The 17,563-nt window shown below is 71.7% G+C and carries 10 protein-coding genes; 3 read left to right on the top strand and 7 right to left on the bottom strand.

Features of this window, described 5'->3' with window-relative positions; translation table 11 throughout:
• Positions 1-117: 117 nt before the first annotated feature.
• From ACGFX4_RS34480 to ACGFX4_RS34470, 3 genes are all read right to left on the bottom strand, one after another.
• A complete protein-coding gene (locus ACGFX4_RS34480; RefSeq protein WP_393083165.1) occupies positions 118-2,121 on the bottom strand; it encodes a protein kinase family protein in 2,004 nt (667 codons plus the stop codon).
• Positions 2,122-2,265: 144 nt separating this feature from the next.
• Positions 2,266-4,512 (bottom strand): murein biosynthesis integral membrane protein MurJ, encoded by a 2,247-nt coding sequence (gene murJ, locus ACGFX4_RS34475; RefSeq protein ID WP_393083161.1) that lies wholly within the window; start codon positions 4,510-4,512, stop codon positions 2,266-2,268.
• Between the two features lie 47 nt (positions 4,513-4,559).
• Positions 4,560-6,851, bottom strand: coding sequence for a DUF6049 family protein (locus ACGFX4_RS34470; protein WP_393083158.1), 2,292 nt, complete (start codon positions 6,849-6,851; stop codon positions 4,560-4,562).
• Positions 6,852-7,183: 332 nt separating this feature from the next.
• Between ACGFX4_RS34470 and ACGFX4_RS34465 the strand changes: the two genes are divergently transcribed.
• On the top strand, positions 7,184-8,605 hold the full coding sequence (locus tag ACGFX4_RS34465; protein WP_393083261.1) for a CCA tRNA nucleotidyltransferase: 1,422 nt from the start codon (positions 7,184-7,186) through the stop codon (positions 8,603-8,605).
• Positions 8,606-8,668: 63 nt separating this feature from the next.
• On the opposite strand, the gene ACGFX4_RS34460 is transcribed toward ACGFX4_RS34465, so the two are convergent.
• The 4 genes from ACGFX4_RS34460 to ACGFX4_RS34445 form a co-directional block, all read right to left on the bottom strand.
• The gene (locus ACGFX4_RS34460; protein WP_393083155.1) at positions 8,669-9,550 is read right to left on the bottom strand and encodes a hypothetical protein; all 882 of its coding nucleotides are present in this window, start codon (positions 9,548-9,550) and stop codon (positions 8,669-8,671) included.
• A 118-nt stretch (positions 9,551-9,668) separates the two neighbouring features.
• Positions 9,669-10,961 carry an MFS transporter gene (locus tag ACGFX4_RS34455; RefSeq protein WP_393083152.1) on the bottom strand — a complete coding sequence of 431 codons (1,293 nt, stop codon included), beginning with the start codon at positions 10,959-10,961 and terminating at the stop codon, positions 9,669-9,671.
• Between the two features lie 106 nt (positions 10,962-11,067).
• Positions 11,068-12,150, bottom strand: coding sequence for an inositol-3-phosphate synthase (locus ACGFX4_RS34450; RefSeq protein WP_393083150.1), 1,083 nt, complete (start codon positions 12,148-12,150; stop codon positions 11,068-11,070).
• A gap of 129 nt (positions 12,151-12,279) precedes the next feature.
• Complete coding sequence (locus tag ACGFX4_RS34445; RefSeq protein ID WP_393083147.1) at positions 12,280-12,900, bottom strand: PadR family transcriptional regulator; 621 nt, start codon at positions 12,898-12,900, stop codon at positions 12,280-12,282.
• A gap of 271 nt (positions 12,901-13,171) precedes the next feature.
• Between ACGFX4_RS34445 and ACGFX4_RS34440 the strand changes: the two genes are divergently transcribed.
• Together ACGFX4_RS34440 and ACGFX4_RS34435 are read left to right on the top strand one after the other, a co-directional pair.
• A complete protein-coding gene (locus ACGFX4_RS34440; RefSeq protein WP_393083144.1) occupies positions 13,172-15,775 on the top strand; it encodes a transglycosylase domain-containing protein in 2,604 nt (867 codons plus the stop codon).
• 138 nt (positions 15,776-15,913) lie between these two features.
• On the top strand, positions 15,914-17,467 hold the full coding sequence (locus tag ACGFX4_RS34435; RefSeq protein ID WP_393083141.1) for a glycosyltransferase family 87 protein: 1,554 nt from the start codon (positions 15,914-15,916) through the stop codon (positions 17,465-17,467).
• Positions 17,468-17,563: the final 96 nt, after the last annotated feature.

The following is a 17,563-nucleotide window of genomic DNA, read 5'->3' as shown; positions in this document are numbered from 1 at the left end:
CGGCGTGGTGCCGCTGTCACATCGTTGGGGATGGCGCGGTCCGGATCAAGAGGCCGGACCGGCCCGTTCGGACCGGCGCGGTGGGGCGGGACGCGCCGCACCGGTCCTGCCGCGGGGTCAGCTCCTGACCTGGATCTCGGCGACCTTGCCGCGGTAGCCGCCCTCGGGGTCGGTGGGGACGCCGGTGAGCCAGATCAGCAGGTACCGGGTGGAGACCGGGGCGGAGGGCTTGAGGGTCACCGTGGCGCCGGAGCCGGTGGCGACGGCGGGGCCGAAGCTGCGGAAGCCGGCGTCGTCGGCGGTGGGCGCCGCGGTGGTGCCGGCGGGGGCGGCACGCAGTTCGACCTTGTGGTCGCCGACGAACTGGAGGTCGACCGAGCCGACCGGCCGCTCGCTGCCCAGGTCGACCAGCAGACCGGTGCCGGGCCGGTAGCCGGTGCCGAACGGGTCGATGTAGCTCTGGGTGCTCCAGGCGGTGGCCGGGTTGCCGTCGGTGGCGAGCGGGAGCTCGGAGACGTGCTCGGCCTTGGTCTCGCCGTAGGCGTTGAACGGGGCGAGGTTGGTGATGGTGAGCTTGGCGCCGACCGGTCCGGGCAGCGGGCTGTGCGAGGCGGCGGTCGGGCCGGTGGTGACGTGGTCGCCGGTCGAGGCGTCGGTGTGGTTCAGGTGGTCGACCAGCTGCCAGGAGCCGACCGCGATGGCGGCCAGGGCGAGGACCGAGGCGGTCCACTTGCCGGCGGTCCGCAGACCGCGGCGGCGCCGCGGGGACGGCGCCGGCAGGGTCGGCTCGACGACGGGCGGCAGCACCTGGGTGGGCCGGCCGGCCGCGTACCGGGGTGGGGCGGTGGCGGGCAGCGGGCGCAGCGCGGGCGGGGCGGGCGGCTCGGGCTGGCGGATCTTCGGCATCAGGGCGATCGCCTTGGCCAGCTGCCCGGGGGTGGTGATGGGCTCCTTGTGGCCGGGCGGGTTGTCGCACAGGATCCGGGCGGTCAGCTCGGAGAGGCCCTTGTGGACGCCGGCCTTGACCTGGTCCGGCGGGACGCAGCCGAGGTCCTTGGGCAGGCCCTGGAGGTCGTAGCGGTCCTCGGGGAAGGGCCACCGGTGGGTGAGCGCGGCGTACAGCAGGGCGCCGATCGCCCGGACGTCGGTGCGTTCGGCGTCGTCGGCGGACAGGCCGCGCAGGGCGGCGTCGACCGCGATGCCGTTGATCCGGTACTGGCCGCTCTCGGTGCGCAGCACGCACTTGGGGGTGAGCCGCAGGTGCGCCTGGCCGCGCTGGTGAGCGGCGGTGATCGCGTCGGTGACCTGGCGGACCATCTGGTACGCGTCGTGGGGCTCCATCGGGCCGCCGGCGAGGAGGCCGGCGAGGTCCTGGGCGCCGGGCAGCCACTCGCGGATGACGTAGACCAGGTCGCCCTCCTGGACGGCGTCGAGGACCTGGACGAAACGGGGGTCGTTCAGCAGCGCGGCGGAGCGGGCGGCGGTCAGGACGGCCTTGGCCCGGCGGTGGCCGGCGGCCAGCAGGTGGACGCCGACGGCGCGGCGGAGCTTCTCGTCGACGGCGCGCCAGCTGCTGAAGGACTCGGACTGCGAGATGCACTCCTCCAGCCGGTAGCGGCCGGAGATCACGTCGCCGCTGTGCCGCAGCGGGGCGGGGCGCACCACAGGGAGGGTGTGGGTGTCGGCGTCCAGCGTCTCGGTGCTGACAGCCGGGGTGCGGTCCTGCTCCGGGCCGGCGGTGCGCCTGGCCTTCGCCGCGGCCGCGGCCTTGGCCTTGCGGCCGGCGGCGCCGGCGGCGAGTTCGGCGGCGATCTCCACGGCGGACAGCGGGGCGGTGGACTCCTCCTCCGCCGGCTCGTCCTCCGTCTGCTCGCCCTCCGCCGGCTCGCCCGCGGCGTCGTCCCGGCTGTCGTCGTCCGGCCGGTCGTCCGGTCCGTCACCGGCTTCGGCGTCCGGTCCGTCGCCGGTCGCGCCGGCCGGGTCGGTGCCCGGTCCGTCGGCGGGTGCGGCGACGTCGTCCGCCTCGCTGCCGAGGTCGTCCGACGGTTCGTCGACCGCCATGGCCAGCGCCGCCTCGTCCGCCGCCGACGTGTCGACGACCGCCTTGGTGCCATCAGCCACCGTGGTCCAGCCTCCCCTTGGATCGCCCCGAGTGTGCCAGGTCAATTGTGCCCACTTCTCGTCCCCTGGTACGACCGATGAGGGGGCCGGGTGGTTGCGTGATCACGCACATTCGGGGGATCCGGGAGAACGGTTGACGTCCGGTCAGCGTCCGAGGCGCCGGCGGACCATCGAGGTGAGGGCTCCGAGCTCCTCGATCCGCATCCGGCGGGCCAGCAGGAGGAAGACGCCGAGCTGGGCGCCACCCGCCACCAGCAGGGTGAGGACGCTGCCCAACCAGCCGTCGAGCAGGTTCCACATCAGCAGTTCGACGACCACGCCGACGGCGGCCGCGGGCAGCGAGGCGATGGCCAGGCGGACGTAGGTCTTGGCGATCCGGGCGGTGTCCAGGCCGCCGATCCGGACCTTCAACTTGGGGACGGCGACGGCCACGCCGACCGCGTAGGAGAGTCCGTAGCCCAGGGCCATTCCGGTGACAGCCCACTGCGGGGGGAGCACCAGCCAGCAGAGCACCGCGGTGCCGGCCTGGCTGGCGGCGACCCAGACGGTGTTGGAGAACGGGGTGCGGGTGTCCTCGTAGGCGTAGAAGCCGCGCAGCAGCACGTACTGGACGGAGTACGGGATCAGGCCGAGGGCGAAGGCGGAGAGCATGAAGCCGACCGCGGTGGTGCCGTGGGCGACCGCGCCGCCGTTGCCGAGGCCGTAGATGGCCGAGCCGATCACCGGGCCGAGCGCGAGGAACAGGAAGGCGGCCGGGACGATCGCCACCGCGGAGGTGCGCAGCCCGTACGACAGGTCGTCACGGACGGCGCCGGAGTCGTGGTCGGCGGCGGCGCGGGAGAGCCGGGGCAGGACGGCGCTCATCACCGAGACGGTGATCACCGCCATCGGCAGCTGCCAGATCAGCAGGGCGTTGGAGTAGGCGGCGAGGCCGACGCCCAGGTAGCCCTTGTCCTCGGCGGCCTGGCCGGAGGCGGTGGCGAGCTGGGTGACCACCAGGTACCCGGCCTGGTTGGCGAGGACGAACAGGAAGGTCCACTTGGCCAGCCGGGCGGCCTTGCCGAGGCCGTGGCCGCGCCAGTCGAAGCGCGGCCGGAAGCGGAACCCGGAGGCGCGCAGGTACGGGATCATCGACAGGGCCTGGACGGCGAGGCCGAGCAGGGTGCCGATGCCGAGCAGCCGGACGCCCTCGGGGGTGACGGTCGCCGGGGTGACCTGGCTGTTCTCGAAGGTGCCGTAGACGGCGATGTACATCGCGAAGGTGAAGATCACCACGATGTTGTTGAGGACCGGCGTCCACATCATCGCGCCGAACCGGCCGCGGGCGTTGAGGATCTGGCCCATCACCACGTGCACGCCCATGAAGAAGATGGTGGGCAGGCAGTAGCGGGCGAGGGCGACCGTGGTGTCGGCGCTGGCCTGGTCGCGCATCAGCGAGTGCGAGATCAGCTGGACCAGCACCGGCGCGGCCAGCACCGAGACGAAGACCACGCCGGCCAGGCCCGTCATCACCAGGGTGAGCAGCCGGTTGGCGTAGGCGGTGCCGCCGTCCTCGTCGCTCTTCATGGCGCGCACCAGCTGCGGCACGAAGACCGCGTTCAGCGCGCCGCCGCCGATCAGGATGTACAGCAGGGTGGGCAGCGTGTTGGCGGCGTTGTACGAGTCGCCCATGGTGCCGACGCCGATCGCGGCGGCGATCACCATGGTGCGCAGGAAGCCGGTGCCGCGGGAGACCAGGGTGCCGGCGGCCATCACGGCGCTGGAGTTGAGCAGGCCCGCGACCCGGCCGCCGCCACCGCCGCCGGTGGGCTCGGCGGGCGGCCGCGGGGTGCCGTCGTCGGCGGCGGCGTTGGCCTCGGCCACCGCGGCGGTGGCCTGGATCAGCGCCTCCTCCTCGGACAGCGGCGGGTCGAACTCGATCGGCGGGACGTACGGGTGGCCGTCGGCGGGCGGCTCGGCCCCGGCTCCGGTCCCGGTCCCGGCGGCCGTGCCGGGGGCGGTGGCCGGGGTGGCGCTGAGCAGGGTGTCGACGCCGACGTACTCGACCGGCTCCTCGGGGACCGACCAGCGGGCGTCGGGGTGCTCCGCGGGGTGCTCCGGCGCGGTCGCCGCGGCCGGGGCCGGGGCCGGGGCGGCGGGCTCGGCGGGAGAGGTGACGCCGGCCCAGCGGGCGGCGGGGGCGGTCAGGTGGAGCGTGGCGTCCGGGGCGCGGTCCGCCTGGCCCGGGACCGCGGCGGCGGGCTCCTCCGTGACGTCGGTGACGGCGGCGGCCCGGCCGTACGGGTCGGGCCCGGTGCTGTCCTCGAACACCTCGTCGGCGTACGGGTCGCGGGCGTAGGTGTCGGCCACGTACCAGTCGTCCTGAGCCGGTCGCTCACTCCGCTCGTTCATGCCACCAATCCAGGGCTAGAAGGTGGGGCGCCCGGGCTGGGGCAGCCTCAGTGATCCACCTTCTCATCACCGGCGACCCGATCGGGGTCAACCGACGCCTGCGGGTCGGCGGCCGGTCCGTCGCTGTCCTCCGCGGTCGGGGCGTCCACCGGGCGCTCGGGATCCTCGTCCGCCTCGCCGTTCGCGGCGCGCTTGCGGCGCTGCAGGGTGAACCGCAGGCCGGCCAGCACCATCAGCACCAGGCCGCCGCCGATCACGTACCAGACGCCGCTGGACACCGAGGTGACCTCGACGGTGAAGGTGACCGGGGCGCCGTACTTCTGCGCGTCGGGGCCGGTGGTCCACAGCTGGGCGGTCACCTGGACCGGGCCGTTGACCTGGGCCTCGGCGGGGAAGCGGAAGGTGCGGCTGGTCATGGCGTCGAGCACCACGGGCTGCTTGTCGCCGACGTTGAGGCGGTTGAGCTGGCTGGAGGTGAGCCGCAGCTCCAGGTTGCCGACCGCCTGGGTGAGGTCGTTCTTCACACTGACCAGCAGGGTCGCGTTGTCACCTGGGAGCGTGACGGTGGCCTTGCTCGGCACCTTGACCGCGGCCCTCAGCCCGTCCAGGTAGTTGTGCACGCCGACCCGGTACTGCGAGCCGGCCTTCGGCTGGTCGCGCCACTGGGTGGACATCGAGCGGACCATCGCCGCGCTGAACGGGCCGCGCACCCGCTGCGGCTGGGTGAGGATCACCATCAGCTGGTCCAGGCCGTCCTGGACGGCCATGGTGTCGGCCAGCTCACCGGCGGACAGCTCGGAGCCGGCCAGCTCGCGCGAGTAGCCGTCCGGCACGGCGGTGTTGGCCGACGGGTCGGCGGCGGCGGTGGCGACCGCCTCCAGGTTCACGGGGGCGATCCAGCCGCCGCTCCTGGCGCCCAGCACGGCGTCGTGCAGGGCGGTGGCGGTGCCGGTGGTCAGCGAGCGCGGCGGCAGCACCAGCAGGGTGCGCTGGTGCTCCGGCTCCTGCCCGGTGATCATCATGGTCTCGGCGAGGAAGCGCTGCACCGCGCCGGTGCGGGCGGTGTCGGTGGCCAGGTCGCCCTGGAACAGCGCGGAGACGGTCGGGTCGGCGACCACCGCGGTCTGCCCGTTGCCGACCGGACGGGCGGCGGACGGGGTGTAGGTGAGGTCCCGGGACTCGGGCATGCTGTCGCCGTTCACCAGCAGCAGCTGGCCGCCGGCGGTGCCGGCGGTGGCCGCGGTCGCCTTGTCCAGCCAGCCCTGGTACGGCCAGGCCACGTTCGACTTCACGTCGACCGCGAGCCGGCCCTCGGCGGTGACCTGGCCGGCGGTCGACGCCTTGCGCAGCGCGGTGTCCATGCCGTTCAGCCCGGCGCCGTTGTGCGCGATCGAGGCCAGGTCGGGGTCGGCGTAGGGCAGCGAGACGACCTGGTCGCCGGCCTTGGCGACGGCGGTGCGGAGCTTGGCCAGCCACGCGGTGGCGGCGTCCTTGCCGGTGCCGGGGACGGTGTTGTCCTCGCGCGCGGACTCGCCGCCGGTGCCCGGCTTCTGCACCCGGTAGGGCTTGGTCATCGCGTACACGGTGTCCAGCAGGTCCGGGTCGATCACCCAGGTCAGGCCGGGCAGGTCGGCGCCGATGGTGACCAGCTGGTCCAGCCGGCCGCCGACGAGCTCGCCGACCAGGCTGTCGTCGCGCAGCACCGGCATCTGGTCGTTGTCGGGCATGGTCTGGGCGACCAGGTCCGGGCTGTGGGTGATCGGCCAGACCACCGAGAGCTGGGTCGGCTTGGCGGTGGAGCCGCTCTGGTGGGGCAGGAAGGTCCGGCCGATGCCGACCGAGTGGGCCTTCTGCCCGTCGGTGGTGCCGCGGACGTCCACCGCGAGCTCGTACACGCCTGCGGACTTGATCTCCAGGTCCGCCACCGCGACGGAGGGGAGCGTGAAGGTCGCGCTCCGGCCGGGTTCGAGGTCGCCGAGGTCCTGGGTCGGGTGCGGCAGGTCGGTGCCGTCCTGGGTGACCGGCGCGGTGCGGGTGGCGACCAGGTTGAGGTCACTACGGGTCTTCAGCGGGCGCGACTGGTACGGGGCGCGGACCGCGACCGTCGGCGACTTCAGGGTGGACCGGCCGGAGTTGGTGATCTTCCCGGTGATGGTGACGCTGCCGCCGTCGGCGGTCCGCGGGGTGACCGAGGTGATCTCCACCTGGGCCGGGAAGTCGGGGGAGGCGGTGACCACCAGGTCGGGGAGGGCCAGCGCCGGGGTGGCGGCGGCCGTGATCAGCCCGCCCGCCAGCAGTACGGCGGCGGCCCTGACCGCCGTGCGCCGTCCGCGAAGCACGCGCCTTCCAACGCTCCGCCCGGTCCGCTCGTCCACGCGTCCTCGCCGTTCTCGATCGTGTTCGATCACTTCACGCACCGCCGCGGGTCGCCCGCGGCGCACACCGGGCCCCCGAGGGAGCGTCCCCCGGCATGGTAACGACGTTGCCGGGCCCGCAGTGTTGCGGGCCCGGAGCTGACCGGGTGGCCCGGGTGGTGCGGCCGGGCACCCGCGGGGAGGGAAACACGAAAGCGGCGGGGGAGGCCGGGCACGTACCCTTGTGAGCCGTGTCCACTGCCAACGCGTCCAGCGCCAATCATTCCACCGCCGCCGGCCCGGCGGCCCTCCCGGGGCTGACCGAGGCGCAGACCCTCGGCCTCCAGGAGCTGCTGCGGGTCTCCCCGGTCGCCGACGAGATCGCGACCCGCTTCCAGGCCGCGGGCCACCGCCTGGCGCTGGTCGGCGGCTCGGTCCGGGACGCCCTGCTGGGCCGGCTCGGCAACGACCTCGACTTCACCACCGACGCCCGGCCGGAGCAGGTCCTCAAGCTGGTCAAGGGCTGGGCGGACGCGGTCTGGGACGTGGGCATCGCCTTCGGCACCGTCGGCGCGCGCAAGGACACCGAGGACGGCTCCTTCCTGATCGAGATCACCACGTACCGCTGCGAGGCGTACGACCGCACCTCGCGCAAGCCCGAGGTGACCTACGGCGACACCATCGAGCAGGACCTGGTGCGCCGGGACTTCACCGTCAACGCGATGGCCGTCGACCTGCCGGGGCGCGGCTTCGTCGACCCGCACCGAGGCCTGGAGGACCTGGAGGCGCGGGTGCTGCGCACCCCCGCCACTCCGGAGGAGTCCTTCTCGGACGACCCGCTGCGGATGATGCGCGCCGCCCGTTTCGCCGCCCAGCTGGACTTCGACCCGGCGCCGGACGTGGTCGAGGCGATGACCGCGATGGCCGAGCGGATCACCATCGTCTCCGCCGAGCGGGTCCAGGCCGAGCTCAACAAGCTGCTGCTGGCCGCCCACCCGGTGAAGGGCCTGCGGCTGCTGGTGGACACCGGTCTCGCCGACCACGTGCTGCCCGAGCTGCCCGCGCTGAAGCTGGAGACCGACGAGCACCACCGGCACAAGGACGTCTACGAGCACTCGCTCACCGTCCTGGAGCAGGCCATCGCCCTGGAGACCGACGGGCCCGACCTGGTGCTGCGGCTGGCCGCGCTGCTCCACGACATCGGCAAGCCGCGGACCCGCCGCTTCGAGGCCGACGGCCGAGTCTCCTTCCACCACCACGAGGTGGTCGGCGCCAAGATGACCCGCAAGCGGATGCGCGACCTCAAGTACTCCAAGGAGATGGTCGAGGAGGTCTCCCGGCTGGTCGAACTGCACCTGCGCTTCCACGGCTACGGCGGGGGCGAGTGGACCGACTCCGCGGTCCGCCGCTACGTGACCGACGCCGGTCCGCTGCTGGAGCGCCTGCACAAGCTGACCCGCTCCGACTGCACCACGCGCAACCGGAAGAAGGCGGCGGCGCTCGCCCGCACCTACGACTCGCTCGAGGACCGGATCGAGAAGCTCAAGGCGCAGGAGGAGCTCGACTCGATCCGCCCCGCGCTCGACGGCAACGAGATCATGCAGATCCTCGGCCTCAAGCCGAGCCCGCAGGTCGGCAAGGCGTACAAGCACCTCCTGGAACTCCGTCTGGAGCACGGCCCGATGGACCACGACGCGGCCGTCGCCGCCCTGCGGGAGTGGTGGGCGGAGCAGCAGTGACCGAACGCCGCGGGCCCGCCGCGTCCCCGTGGGGGAGCGGCGGGCCCGGGCGGTGCTGCGGGGTTACTTGGTGAAGTGCAGGCAGAGGGTGTACTTCCGGCTGCCCTGCTCCTCGGTGTAGTAGCCGTCCGCCTCGGCGAACTTCTTGCACGCGGTCTTGGCGTCGGCGGTGCCGTCGACCTTGCCGACGATCCGGGCCTCGGCCTTGGGGTCGCTGCAGGGCAGGACCACCACGTCCGGGTTGCTGTCGCCGGTGTCGGACGTCGAGACGTGGCGGTTGTGGACGCAGTCGCCGACGCCGGCGTAGCGCGGCGGAGTGGGCGCGTTGACGGCGGCGGTGATGATCACGACCAGCGCGATGATCGGGAGCAGGAAGCCGAGCGCGGCCGGGCGCTGGAGCAGCGGCTTGCCGGGGTTCATCGGCATGCCGGGGGCGCCCGGGGCGGGCTCCGGCAGCTTGTTGATCTTCGCGCGCTGCGGCAGGTTGATCAGCATGGTGATCGGGTTGATGATCGCCGAGCCGATGCCCCACCAGCCCTGCAGCAGGCTCTTGGCGGTCATGTCGCGGTGCGCGGCGATGCCGCAGGTGCGGCAGAACGGGCCCTGGAGCTTCAGGAACTTCATGATCACGATCAGGCCCTGGTGGCCGCGGATCGTGGCGTCCACTGCCGGCATGCCGCCGCAGAAGCGGCAGGAGGGGCCGTACCCGGGCTGCGGCATCCCGCCGAAGCCGGGCGCCGGCTGGCCGAAGGCCTGGCCGGGCATGGCGCCGTAGGCCTGCTGCTGCGGGTCGGCCTGGCCGGGCACGCCGTACGCGAGCGGCGGCGGTGCCTGCGGCGGGGTCGCGCCGTAGCCGGGCTGCGGCGGGACCGGGGCGCCGGTGGCGTACGGGTTGGGCGCGGGCGGCGGGGTGGCGCCGTAGGGCGACTGGGGCGGCGTGGACATGAGATTTCCCCCGATTGAGACGTTTGGTGAGGCGCGCAGATGCTATCGGTAGCCGAAGACGGCGCGTCACCCGGTTTCCGTCCCGGGGGTCTTCCGGCCGGTCAGCCCTGGTGCCGGCTCACTTGCGGCGTGCCCAACGGAAGTAGAGCAGCGCACCGAGCGCGTACACCCCGGCGACGCCGAGGACGACCGCCGCGGAGCGCCCGTCGAGCGGCAGGACGACGGCGGTGACGCCGGCCGCGGCCACGAAGGAGACGTTGAACAGCACGTCGTAGATGGCGAAGACGCGGCCCCGGTACTCGTCCTCGACGGACTCCTGGACCAGGGTGTCGGCGCAGATCTTGGTGCCCTGAGTGACCACCCCGAGCAGCAGCGCGGCGAGCATGGTCGGGACCTCGGCGAAGGCCAGTCCGAGCGCGGGGACGAAGAGCGCGGCGGAGGCCAGACAGGTCGTCATCCAGCCCGCCAGGCCGAGCCGTCGGGTGGACCAGGGGCTGATCACGGCGGCGAGGAAGAAGCCGACGGCGGAGAAGACGACGGCCTGGCCGAAGCTGGCGAGCCCGCCGTCGACGTCGGTGCCGCTGTTGAAGGTGTACCGGGAGAGCAGCAGCACCATGACGATCAGGACGCCGTAGCAGAACCGGGCCACGGTGACGGCGGCCAGCGCGTGCACCGCGGGCCGGCAGTCCCTGACCAGGTGGCGCACGCCGGCGAGCAGTCCGCGCCAGGCACTGGCGAGCGCCTCGCGCAGCGCCGGCCGGTCGGGGTGGAGTTCCGGTCCCAGCAGGTCGCGGTCGATCCGCTGGGCGGCGAGTGCGGCGGAGAGGTAGAGCAGGGCGGCGACGGTGACCAGCAGGGCGTCGGTCCGCTGGCCGGTGGGCAGTACCTGGTGGACCAGGAAGCCGATGCCGGCGCCGCCGGCGGCCGCGACGGTGCCCAGGGTGGGGGAGACCGCGTTGGCGGTGACCAGTTCGACCGGGCGGACCACCAGGGGGAGGGCGGCGGAGAGGCCCGCCAGGATGAACCGGTTGAGCGCGGTGACCAGCAGTGCGGCGGTGAGGAACAGCCACTCGGGGGCCTTGCCCAGCAGCAGGGCGGCGGTGACCAGGCCCAGTCCGAACCTGGCCAGGTTGCCGAAGAGCAGCACCTGGCGGCGGCGCCAGCGGTCGAGCATCACGCCAGCGAACGGGCCGATCACCGAGAACGGCAGCAGCATCACGGCCAGGACGGCGGCGATGTCGGCGGGGGAGGACTGCTTCTCCGGGGAGAAGATCGCGAAGACCGCCAGCGAGACCTGGAAGACGCCGTCGGAGAGTTGGGAGAGCATCCGGACGGCCAGCAGCCGACGGAAGTCCTGGCCGCGCAGCAGCGCGCGCAGGCCGGTCCCTTCAGGTGCCCGTTCGGTGATCACCCGCCAAGGGTGCCACGCCCGGTGCATGTTTCACGTGAAACATCGGCCAACGGAAGGGGGCCCCGACCTGACGGTCGGGGCCCCGATCAGCACGAGAGCGTCAAGCTCAGCGCTCGACCTCGCCGCGGATGAACTTCTCGACGTTCTCCTTGGCCTCGTCGTCGAAGTACTGCACCGGCGGGGACTTCATGAAGTACGAGGACGCCGACAGGATCGGGCCACCGATGCCGCGGTCCTTGGCGATCTTCGCGGCGCGCACGGCGTCGATGATGACACCGGCCGAGTTCGGGGAGTCCCAGACCTCGAGCTTGTACTCGAGGTTCAGCGGGACGTCGCCGAACGCGCGGCCCTCGAGGCGGACGTACGCCCACTTGCGGTCGTCGAGCCACGCGACGTAGTCGGACGGGCCGATGTGGACGTTCTTGGCGCCCAGCTCACGGTCGCGGATCTGCGAGGTGACGGCCTGGGTCTTGGAGATCTTCTTGGACTCCAGGCGCTCGCGCTCGAGCATGTTCTTGAAGTCCATGTTGCCGCCGACGTTCAGCTGCATGGTGCGCTCGAGGATGACACCGCGGTCCTCGAAGAGCTTCGCCATCACGCGGTGCGTGATGGTGGCGCCGACCTGGGACTTGATGTCGTCACCGACGATCGGCACGCCGGCCTCGGTGAACTTGTCCGCCCACTCCTTGGTGCCGGCGATGAACACCGGGAGGGCGTTCACGAAGGCGACCTTGGCGTCGATGGCGCACTGGGCGTAGAACTTGGCGGCGGCCTCGGAGCCCACCGGCAGGTAGCAGACCAGGACGTCGACCTGCTGGTCCTTCAGGACCTGGACGACGTCGACCGGAGCCTCGTCGGACTCCTCGATGGTCTCCAGGTAGTACTTGCCCAGGCCGTCGAGGGTGTGGCCGCGCTGCACGGTGACGCCGGTCGGCGGCACGTCGCAGATCTTGATGGTGTTGTTCTCGCTGTTGCCGATGGCGTCGGCCAGGTCGAAGCCGACCTTCTTGGCGTCGACGTCGAAGGCGGCGACGAACTCCACGTCGCTGACGTGGTAGTCGCCGAACTGCACGTGCATCAGGCCCGGGACCTTACCGGCCGGGTCGGCGTCCTTGTAGTACTCGACACCCTGCACCAGCGAGGCGGCGCAGTTGCCCACGCCGACGATGGCTACGCGAACCGAACCCATTCCGGTTGCTCCCTGAATCTCATGAGGTCCACCGTGGTGTGGTGGTTCCTCGTTCAACATCTGTTCTGACTGTCTGACGGGCGCGCGGAGCGCCCTCACCTGCTGCGGGCACGGGGCCGACGCGCAGGTTCAGTGCTCCGTGCCGGAGCGCCCCGGTTGGTCGTGCCCCGGCGGATCCGAGGCGCGCGCCGTCCGGGTGGCCCGCTCGGTCTCGATCAGCTCGTTGAGCCAGCGGACCTCGCGCTCCACCGATTCCAGACCATGGCGCTGGAGTTCCAGCGTGTAGTCGTCGAACCGTTCGCGGGTGCGGGCGATCGAGCTGCGCATCCGCTCCAGCCGCTCCTCCAGCCGGCTGCGGCGTCCTTCCAGGACGCGCATCCGGACGGCCCGGTCGGTCTGACCGAAGAAGGCGAAACGGACACCGAAGTGCTCGTCCTCCCAGGCCTCCGGACCGGAGTCGGCCAGCAGCTCCTCGAAGCGCTCCTTGCCCTCCGGGGAGAGCCGGTAGACGATCTTCGACCGCTTGCCGTTGAGCGCGGTGGCCGGGACGTACTCGACGTCCGGGTTGTCCTCGACCAGGAAACCCTGGGCGACCAGGCTCTTCAGGCAGGGGTAGAGCGTGCCGTAGGAGAAGGCCCGGAACGAGCCCAGCAGGACGTTGAGCCGCTTGCGCAGCTCGTATCCGTGCATCGGCGCGTCGTGGAGCAGGCCGAGGACGGCGAATTCCAGAACGCCGGAGCGTCTGCTCATGCCGTCCGCCTCCCTTCTCCGCAGTATGCCGAAGCGATGTGTCGCGCCGATGTATCGGCTCGATATATCGAGAACAGTAAACCCGGGTAACGGAACGGGCAAGGGGGGCACGCGTGAAGGTGATCACAAGGTGTTCGGCAACGGGCGTGTAATGATCGGGCGTCGGTCTGTGAGCCTTTGTCGTGGATGCCCGATTGGTGCGGTTTCAGGGATGCGTACGCTGTCGCGTGTGCACGAGGACCACCTGCGGGTACCGAGGAGTGGCTGAGAGATGAGCGGACAGCGGCGGAGGCCGAACAACCCGGGCGGCGAGCAGCCCCCGGGCCACGGGCCTGACAGCGGGCATCCGTACGCCTACGGCACCCCGGTGGAGGGTGCTCCCAGCTACGGCCGCGGCCAGAACCGCGACGAGCTGCGCTCGGAGGGCATCCGACGCGGTGCGCGGGAGACCGCCCAGCAGCCCCGGATGACCCGGGCCGAGATGCGCAAGCAGGGTCGCAAGGGCGGTGGCGCCGGTGACGGTTCGGGTGCCGGTGGCGGCGGACGCCGCGGCGCGGGCACCGCTCCGGCCGGCCGCGGCGGTCGGCCCGGCAAGAAGCGCCTCATCGACTACCCGCGGTTCGGCAAGGCCGGCTTCCGGCGCTGGGTGCCCTCGTGGAAGCAGGTCCTCAGCCTGTTCCTGATCTTCTTCGGCGGCGGCGTGGCCGCGGTCGGTGCGGCGTACGCGATGACGCCGGTGCCGGACCCGAAGGACTTCATCCACGATCAGAACAACATCTACTACTGGGCCGACGGTTCGGAGATGACCCGCAAGGGCGACACCAACCGTCAGCTGGTCGAGCTCTCGGCGATCAGCCGGGAGGCCCAGGACGCGGTGATCGCGGCGGAGAACGAGACCTTCCGCAGCGACAGCGGCATCGACCCGAAGGGCATCGGCCGCGCCGTCTACAAGATGGCGACCGGCGGCGAGACCCAGGGCGGCTCGACCATCACCCAGCAGTACGTGAAGAACGCCTATCTGAGCCAGGACCAGACCCTCACCCGCAAGGTGAAGGAGTTCTTCATCACCCTGAAGATCAACGGTGACCAGACCAAGGACCAGATCCTCACCGGCTACCTGAACACCGCCTGGTACGGCCGCGGCGCCACCGGCATCCAGGCCGCGGCCCAGGCCTACTACGGCGTGGACGCCAAGGACCTGAACGCCTGTCAGGGCGCCATGCTGGCCGGCCTGCTCAAGGGCGCGGCCCTCTACGACCCGTCGATCACGGCCAACCACCAGCGCGCCGTGGACCGCTGGAAGTGGATCCTGGACCGGATGGTGATCACCAAGGCGCTCACCGCCGACCAGCGCGCCAAGTGCGCCGACTTCCCGGAGCCGATCAAGCAGAAGGCCTCGGCGAACATGAACGGCGAGGTCTACTACCTCGTCGAGACCGCCAACAAGTACCTGGCGGCCAAGGGCATTCCGCAGGCCTCCATCGACCGCGGCGGCTACAGCATCTACACCACCTTCCAGAAGGACAAGGTGGAGTCGCTGAAGAAGGCCGTGGACGAGTTCCAGTCGCAGACGCTGAAGCCGGACAAGCGCAACGAGGACAAGTTCGTCCAGATCGGCGCCGCCTCGGTGGTCCCGAACGACGGCGCGATCGTGGCGATCTACGGCGGTGCCGGCATCGAGAACGGGCACTACACCAACAACGCCGACGGCACCGGCATCCCGGTCGGCTCGACCTTCAAGCCGCTGGTCCTGGCGACCGCCATGCAGACCGGCGTGCTCACCAAGCAGGGCGAGGACGGCAAGCCGGCCCGGATCAGCCCCGAGTCGCTGTACCTGGCGGACGACATGGCGCAGATCTACAAGAAGGACGGCACGCCCGTCATGGGCGACGACGGCAAGCCGTACAAGCAGCGCAACAGCAGCCCGGGCAAGAAGGGCTACGTCTCGCTGAAGACGGCCATGCAGTACTCGTACAACGTGCCGTTCGTGCAGCTCGGCCAGGACGTCGGCGGCAAGAACGTCGAGGACATGGTGATCAAGTTGGGTCTGCGCAAGGAGAGCCTGGCGCCGTCCTCGACCCTCACCTTCCCGCTCGGCACCTCGACCCCGAGCGCGATCCGGATGGCCTCGGCATACTCGGTGTTCGCCGCCCGCGGCCAGCAGACCGACCCGTACTCGGTGGCCAAGGTGATCGAGAAGGGCAAGGAGCTGCCGCAGTTCACCAAGCCCCAGGCGAAGACCGCGCTGGACCAGCCGGTCGCCGACACCATCACCGACGTGCTGCAGAACGTGGCGAAGAACGGTACCGGCAGCAAGACCCGGGAGCTCGGCTTCCCGGTGGCCGGCAAGACCGGTACCACCGACGCCGGCACCTCGGCCTGGTGGGTCGGCTACACGCCGAGCCTGGCCACCTCGGTCGGTATGTGGCGTGAGGAGCCGGGCAAGCCCGGTCTGCTCTCGCTGGACGGCACCGCGGGCAAGAGCGAGATCCACGGTGGTGACTTCCCCGCCGACATCTTCACCCGTTACATGAAGGTGGTCGGCCCGGGCCAGCCGAAGGAGTTCCCGGTCTCCGAGCCGTTCGGTGAGAAGGTCGACTCCTCCGGAGCCCCGGTCAGCCCGTCGGCCTCCCCGTCCGACTCGGCCTCGCCGAGCGCCACGCCGAGCGCCACGGCCGAGGCCAGCCCGAGCGCCAGCAGCGGACCGAGCCCGAGCACCAGCCCCAGTCCCAGCTCCTCGCAGAGCTGCCTGCTCGGACTCTGCCCGCCCAGCCGGTCCCCCGGCGGTGGCGGCGGAAAGCCCACCCCCACCAAGACACCCAGCCCGACCGACACCACCACCGCCTCACCGCCGGCCGGCGGAGCCGGACAGTAGCGGTGCCACCGAGGGCGGTTCCTCCCGGAAGGGAGGGGCCGCCCTCGGCCGTTCCCGCCTCCGCGCGGTCGAGTGGTCTGTGCCACTCGGGGCCGACTCGGGTCAGGGGCTCGCTCGGCGGGGGAGCGGTGCGGCAGGATGTGCGCCATGACGTCGAGCACGCGTGACGAGACCCCCGGGCCCGCCAACGGGCCGACCGAGGGGCCGAGCGAGGGACCGCTGCCCAACACCGTGGTCGTCCCCGCGGACGAGGACCCGGTCTCCGCCGCAGGCAGCGAGCTGTTCGGCGGCCCGCCCGGACGGCGCGCCCTGCTCGGCGTGAGCTGGTGGACGCCCGCCAAGTTCCTGGTCCTGGTCGTCATCGTGACCTTCGTGCTGGGCCTCGCCCAGAAGGCGCCCTGCTACGAGGACGGCTGGTTCCACGGCGCCACCACCCAGTACACGCACGCCTGCTACAGCGACATCCCGCACCTGTTCTCGGGCCGCGGCTTCGCCACCGGGCTGCACCCGTACCTGGACCAGCTGCCGCAGCCCTCGCCGGACATGCAGTACCTCGAGTACCCGGTGCTCACCGGCCTCTTCATGCAGGTCGCCGCCTGGCTCACCACGCCCAACGGCACCGTGCAGGACCGCGAGCAGTGGTTCTGGATGGTCAACGCCGGGATGCTGATGATCTGCGCGGTGGTCACCGTGGTGGCGCTCTCCCGGATCCACCGCCGCCGCCCCTGGGACGCGCTGCTGTTCGCCCTGGCCCCCTGCCTGGCGCTGGACTCCACCATCAACTGGGACCTGCTGGCGGTCGCGCTGTGCGCCGTCGCGATGGCCTACTGGTCCGGCTCCCGCCCGGTCTGGGCCGGCGTGTTCATCGGCCTGGCCACCGCCGCGAAGCTCTACCCCGTCCTGCTGCTCGGCCCGCTCCTGGTGCTGTGCTGGCGCGCCGGCAAGTGGCGGGCCTTCTTCCAGGCGGCCGGCGGCGCGGTCGGCGCCTGGCTGCTGGTCGACCTGCCGATCATGATGGCCAACTGGAAGGGCTGGTCGACCTTCTACACCTTCAGCCAGACCCGCAAGGAGGACTTCGGTTCCTTCTGGCTGATCCTGATGCAGGACCGCGGCAAGCAGCTGGAGACCCTCAACACCTGGATCGGCGCCCTGCTGGTGCTGTGCTGCCTGGGCGTCGGCTGGCTGGCCGTCAGCGCCCCGCGCCGGCCGCGCTTCGCCCAGCTGGCCTTCCTGGTGGTCGCCGCCTTCGTGCTCACCAACAAGGTCTACTCGCCGCAGTACGTGCTCTGGCTGATCCCGCTCGCCGCGCTGGCCCGGCCGCGCTGGCGGGACTTCCTGATCTGGCAGGCCTGCGAGGTGCTGTACTTCCTCGGCGTCTGGTCGTACCTGGCCTACTCCGGCGACTCCAAGCAGCACGGCATCGGCCAGGACTGGTACCACCTGGCGATCGTCGTCCACCTGGTCGGCACGCTGTACCTCTGCTACCTGGTGGTCCGCGACATCCTCCAGCCGGAGCGCGACCCGGTCCGCTGGGACGGCAGCGACGACCCGTCCGGGGGCGTGCTCGACCACGCCCCGGACGCCTTCGTCCTCGGCTCCGCCCGCCGCCTGCGCGAGGAGGAGACCTACGCCGCGTACGCCCCCGAGGGCGAACTCGACTGGCTCGCCGAGGCGGAGCCCAGCAAGCGCTAGGTGTACTGACCACGGAGGTTGGTGACGGGGTTCACGGCGGTGTGATCTTGAAATGAGTGAGGGCCTTCTGGCCAGGTGTGGATTGCGACATCTGCA

It is taken from the genome of Kitasatospora sp. NPDC048365, from assembly GCF_043200835.1.
Lineage (GTDB): Bacteria > Actinomycetota > Actinomycetes > Streptomycetales > Streptomycetaceae > Kitasatospora > Kitasatospora terrestris.
Note: the sequence above shows the minus strand (reverse complement) of the source record. Positions and strands in the feature narration are given on the sequence as shown.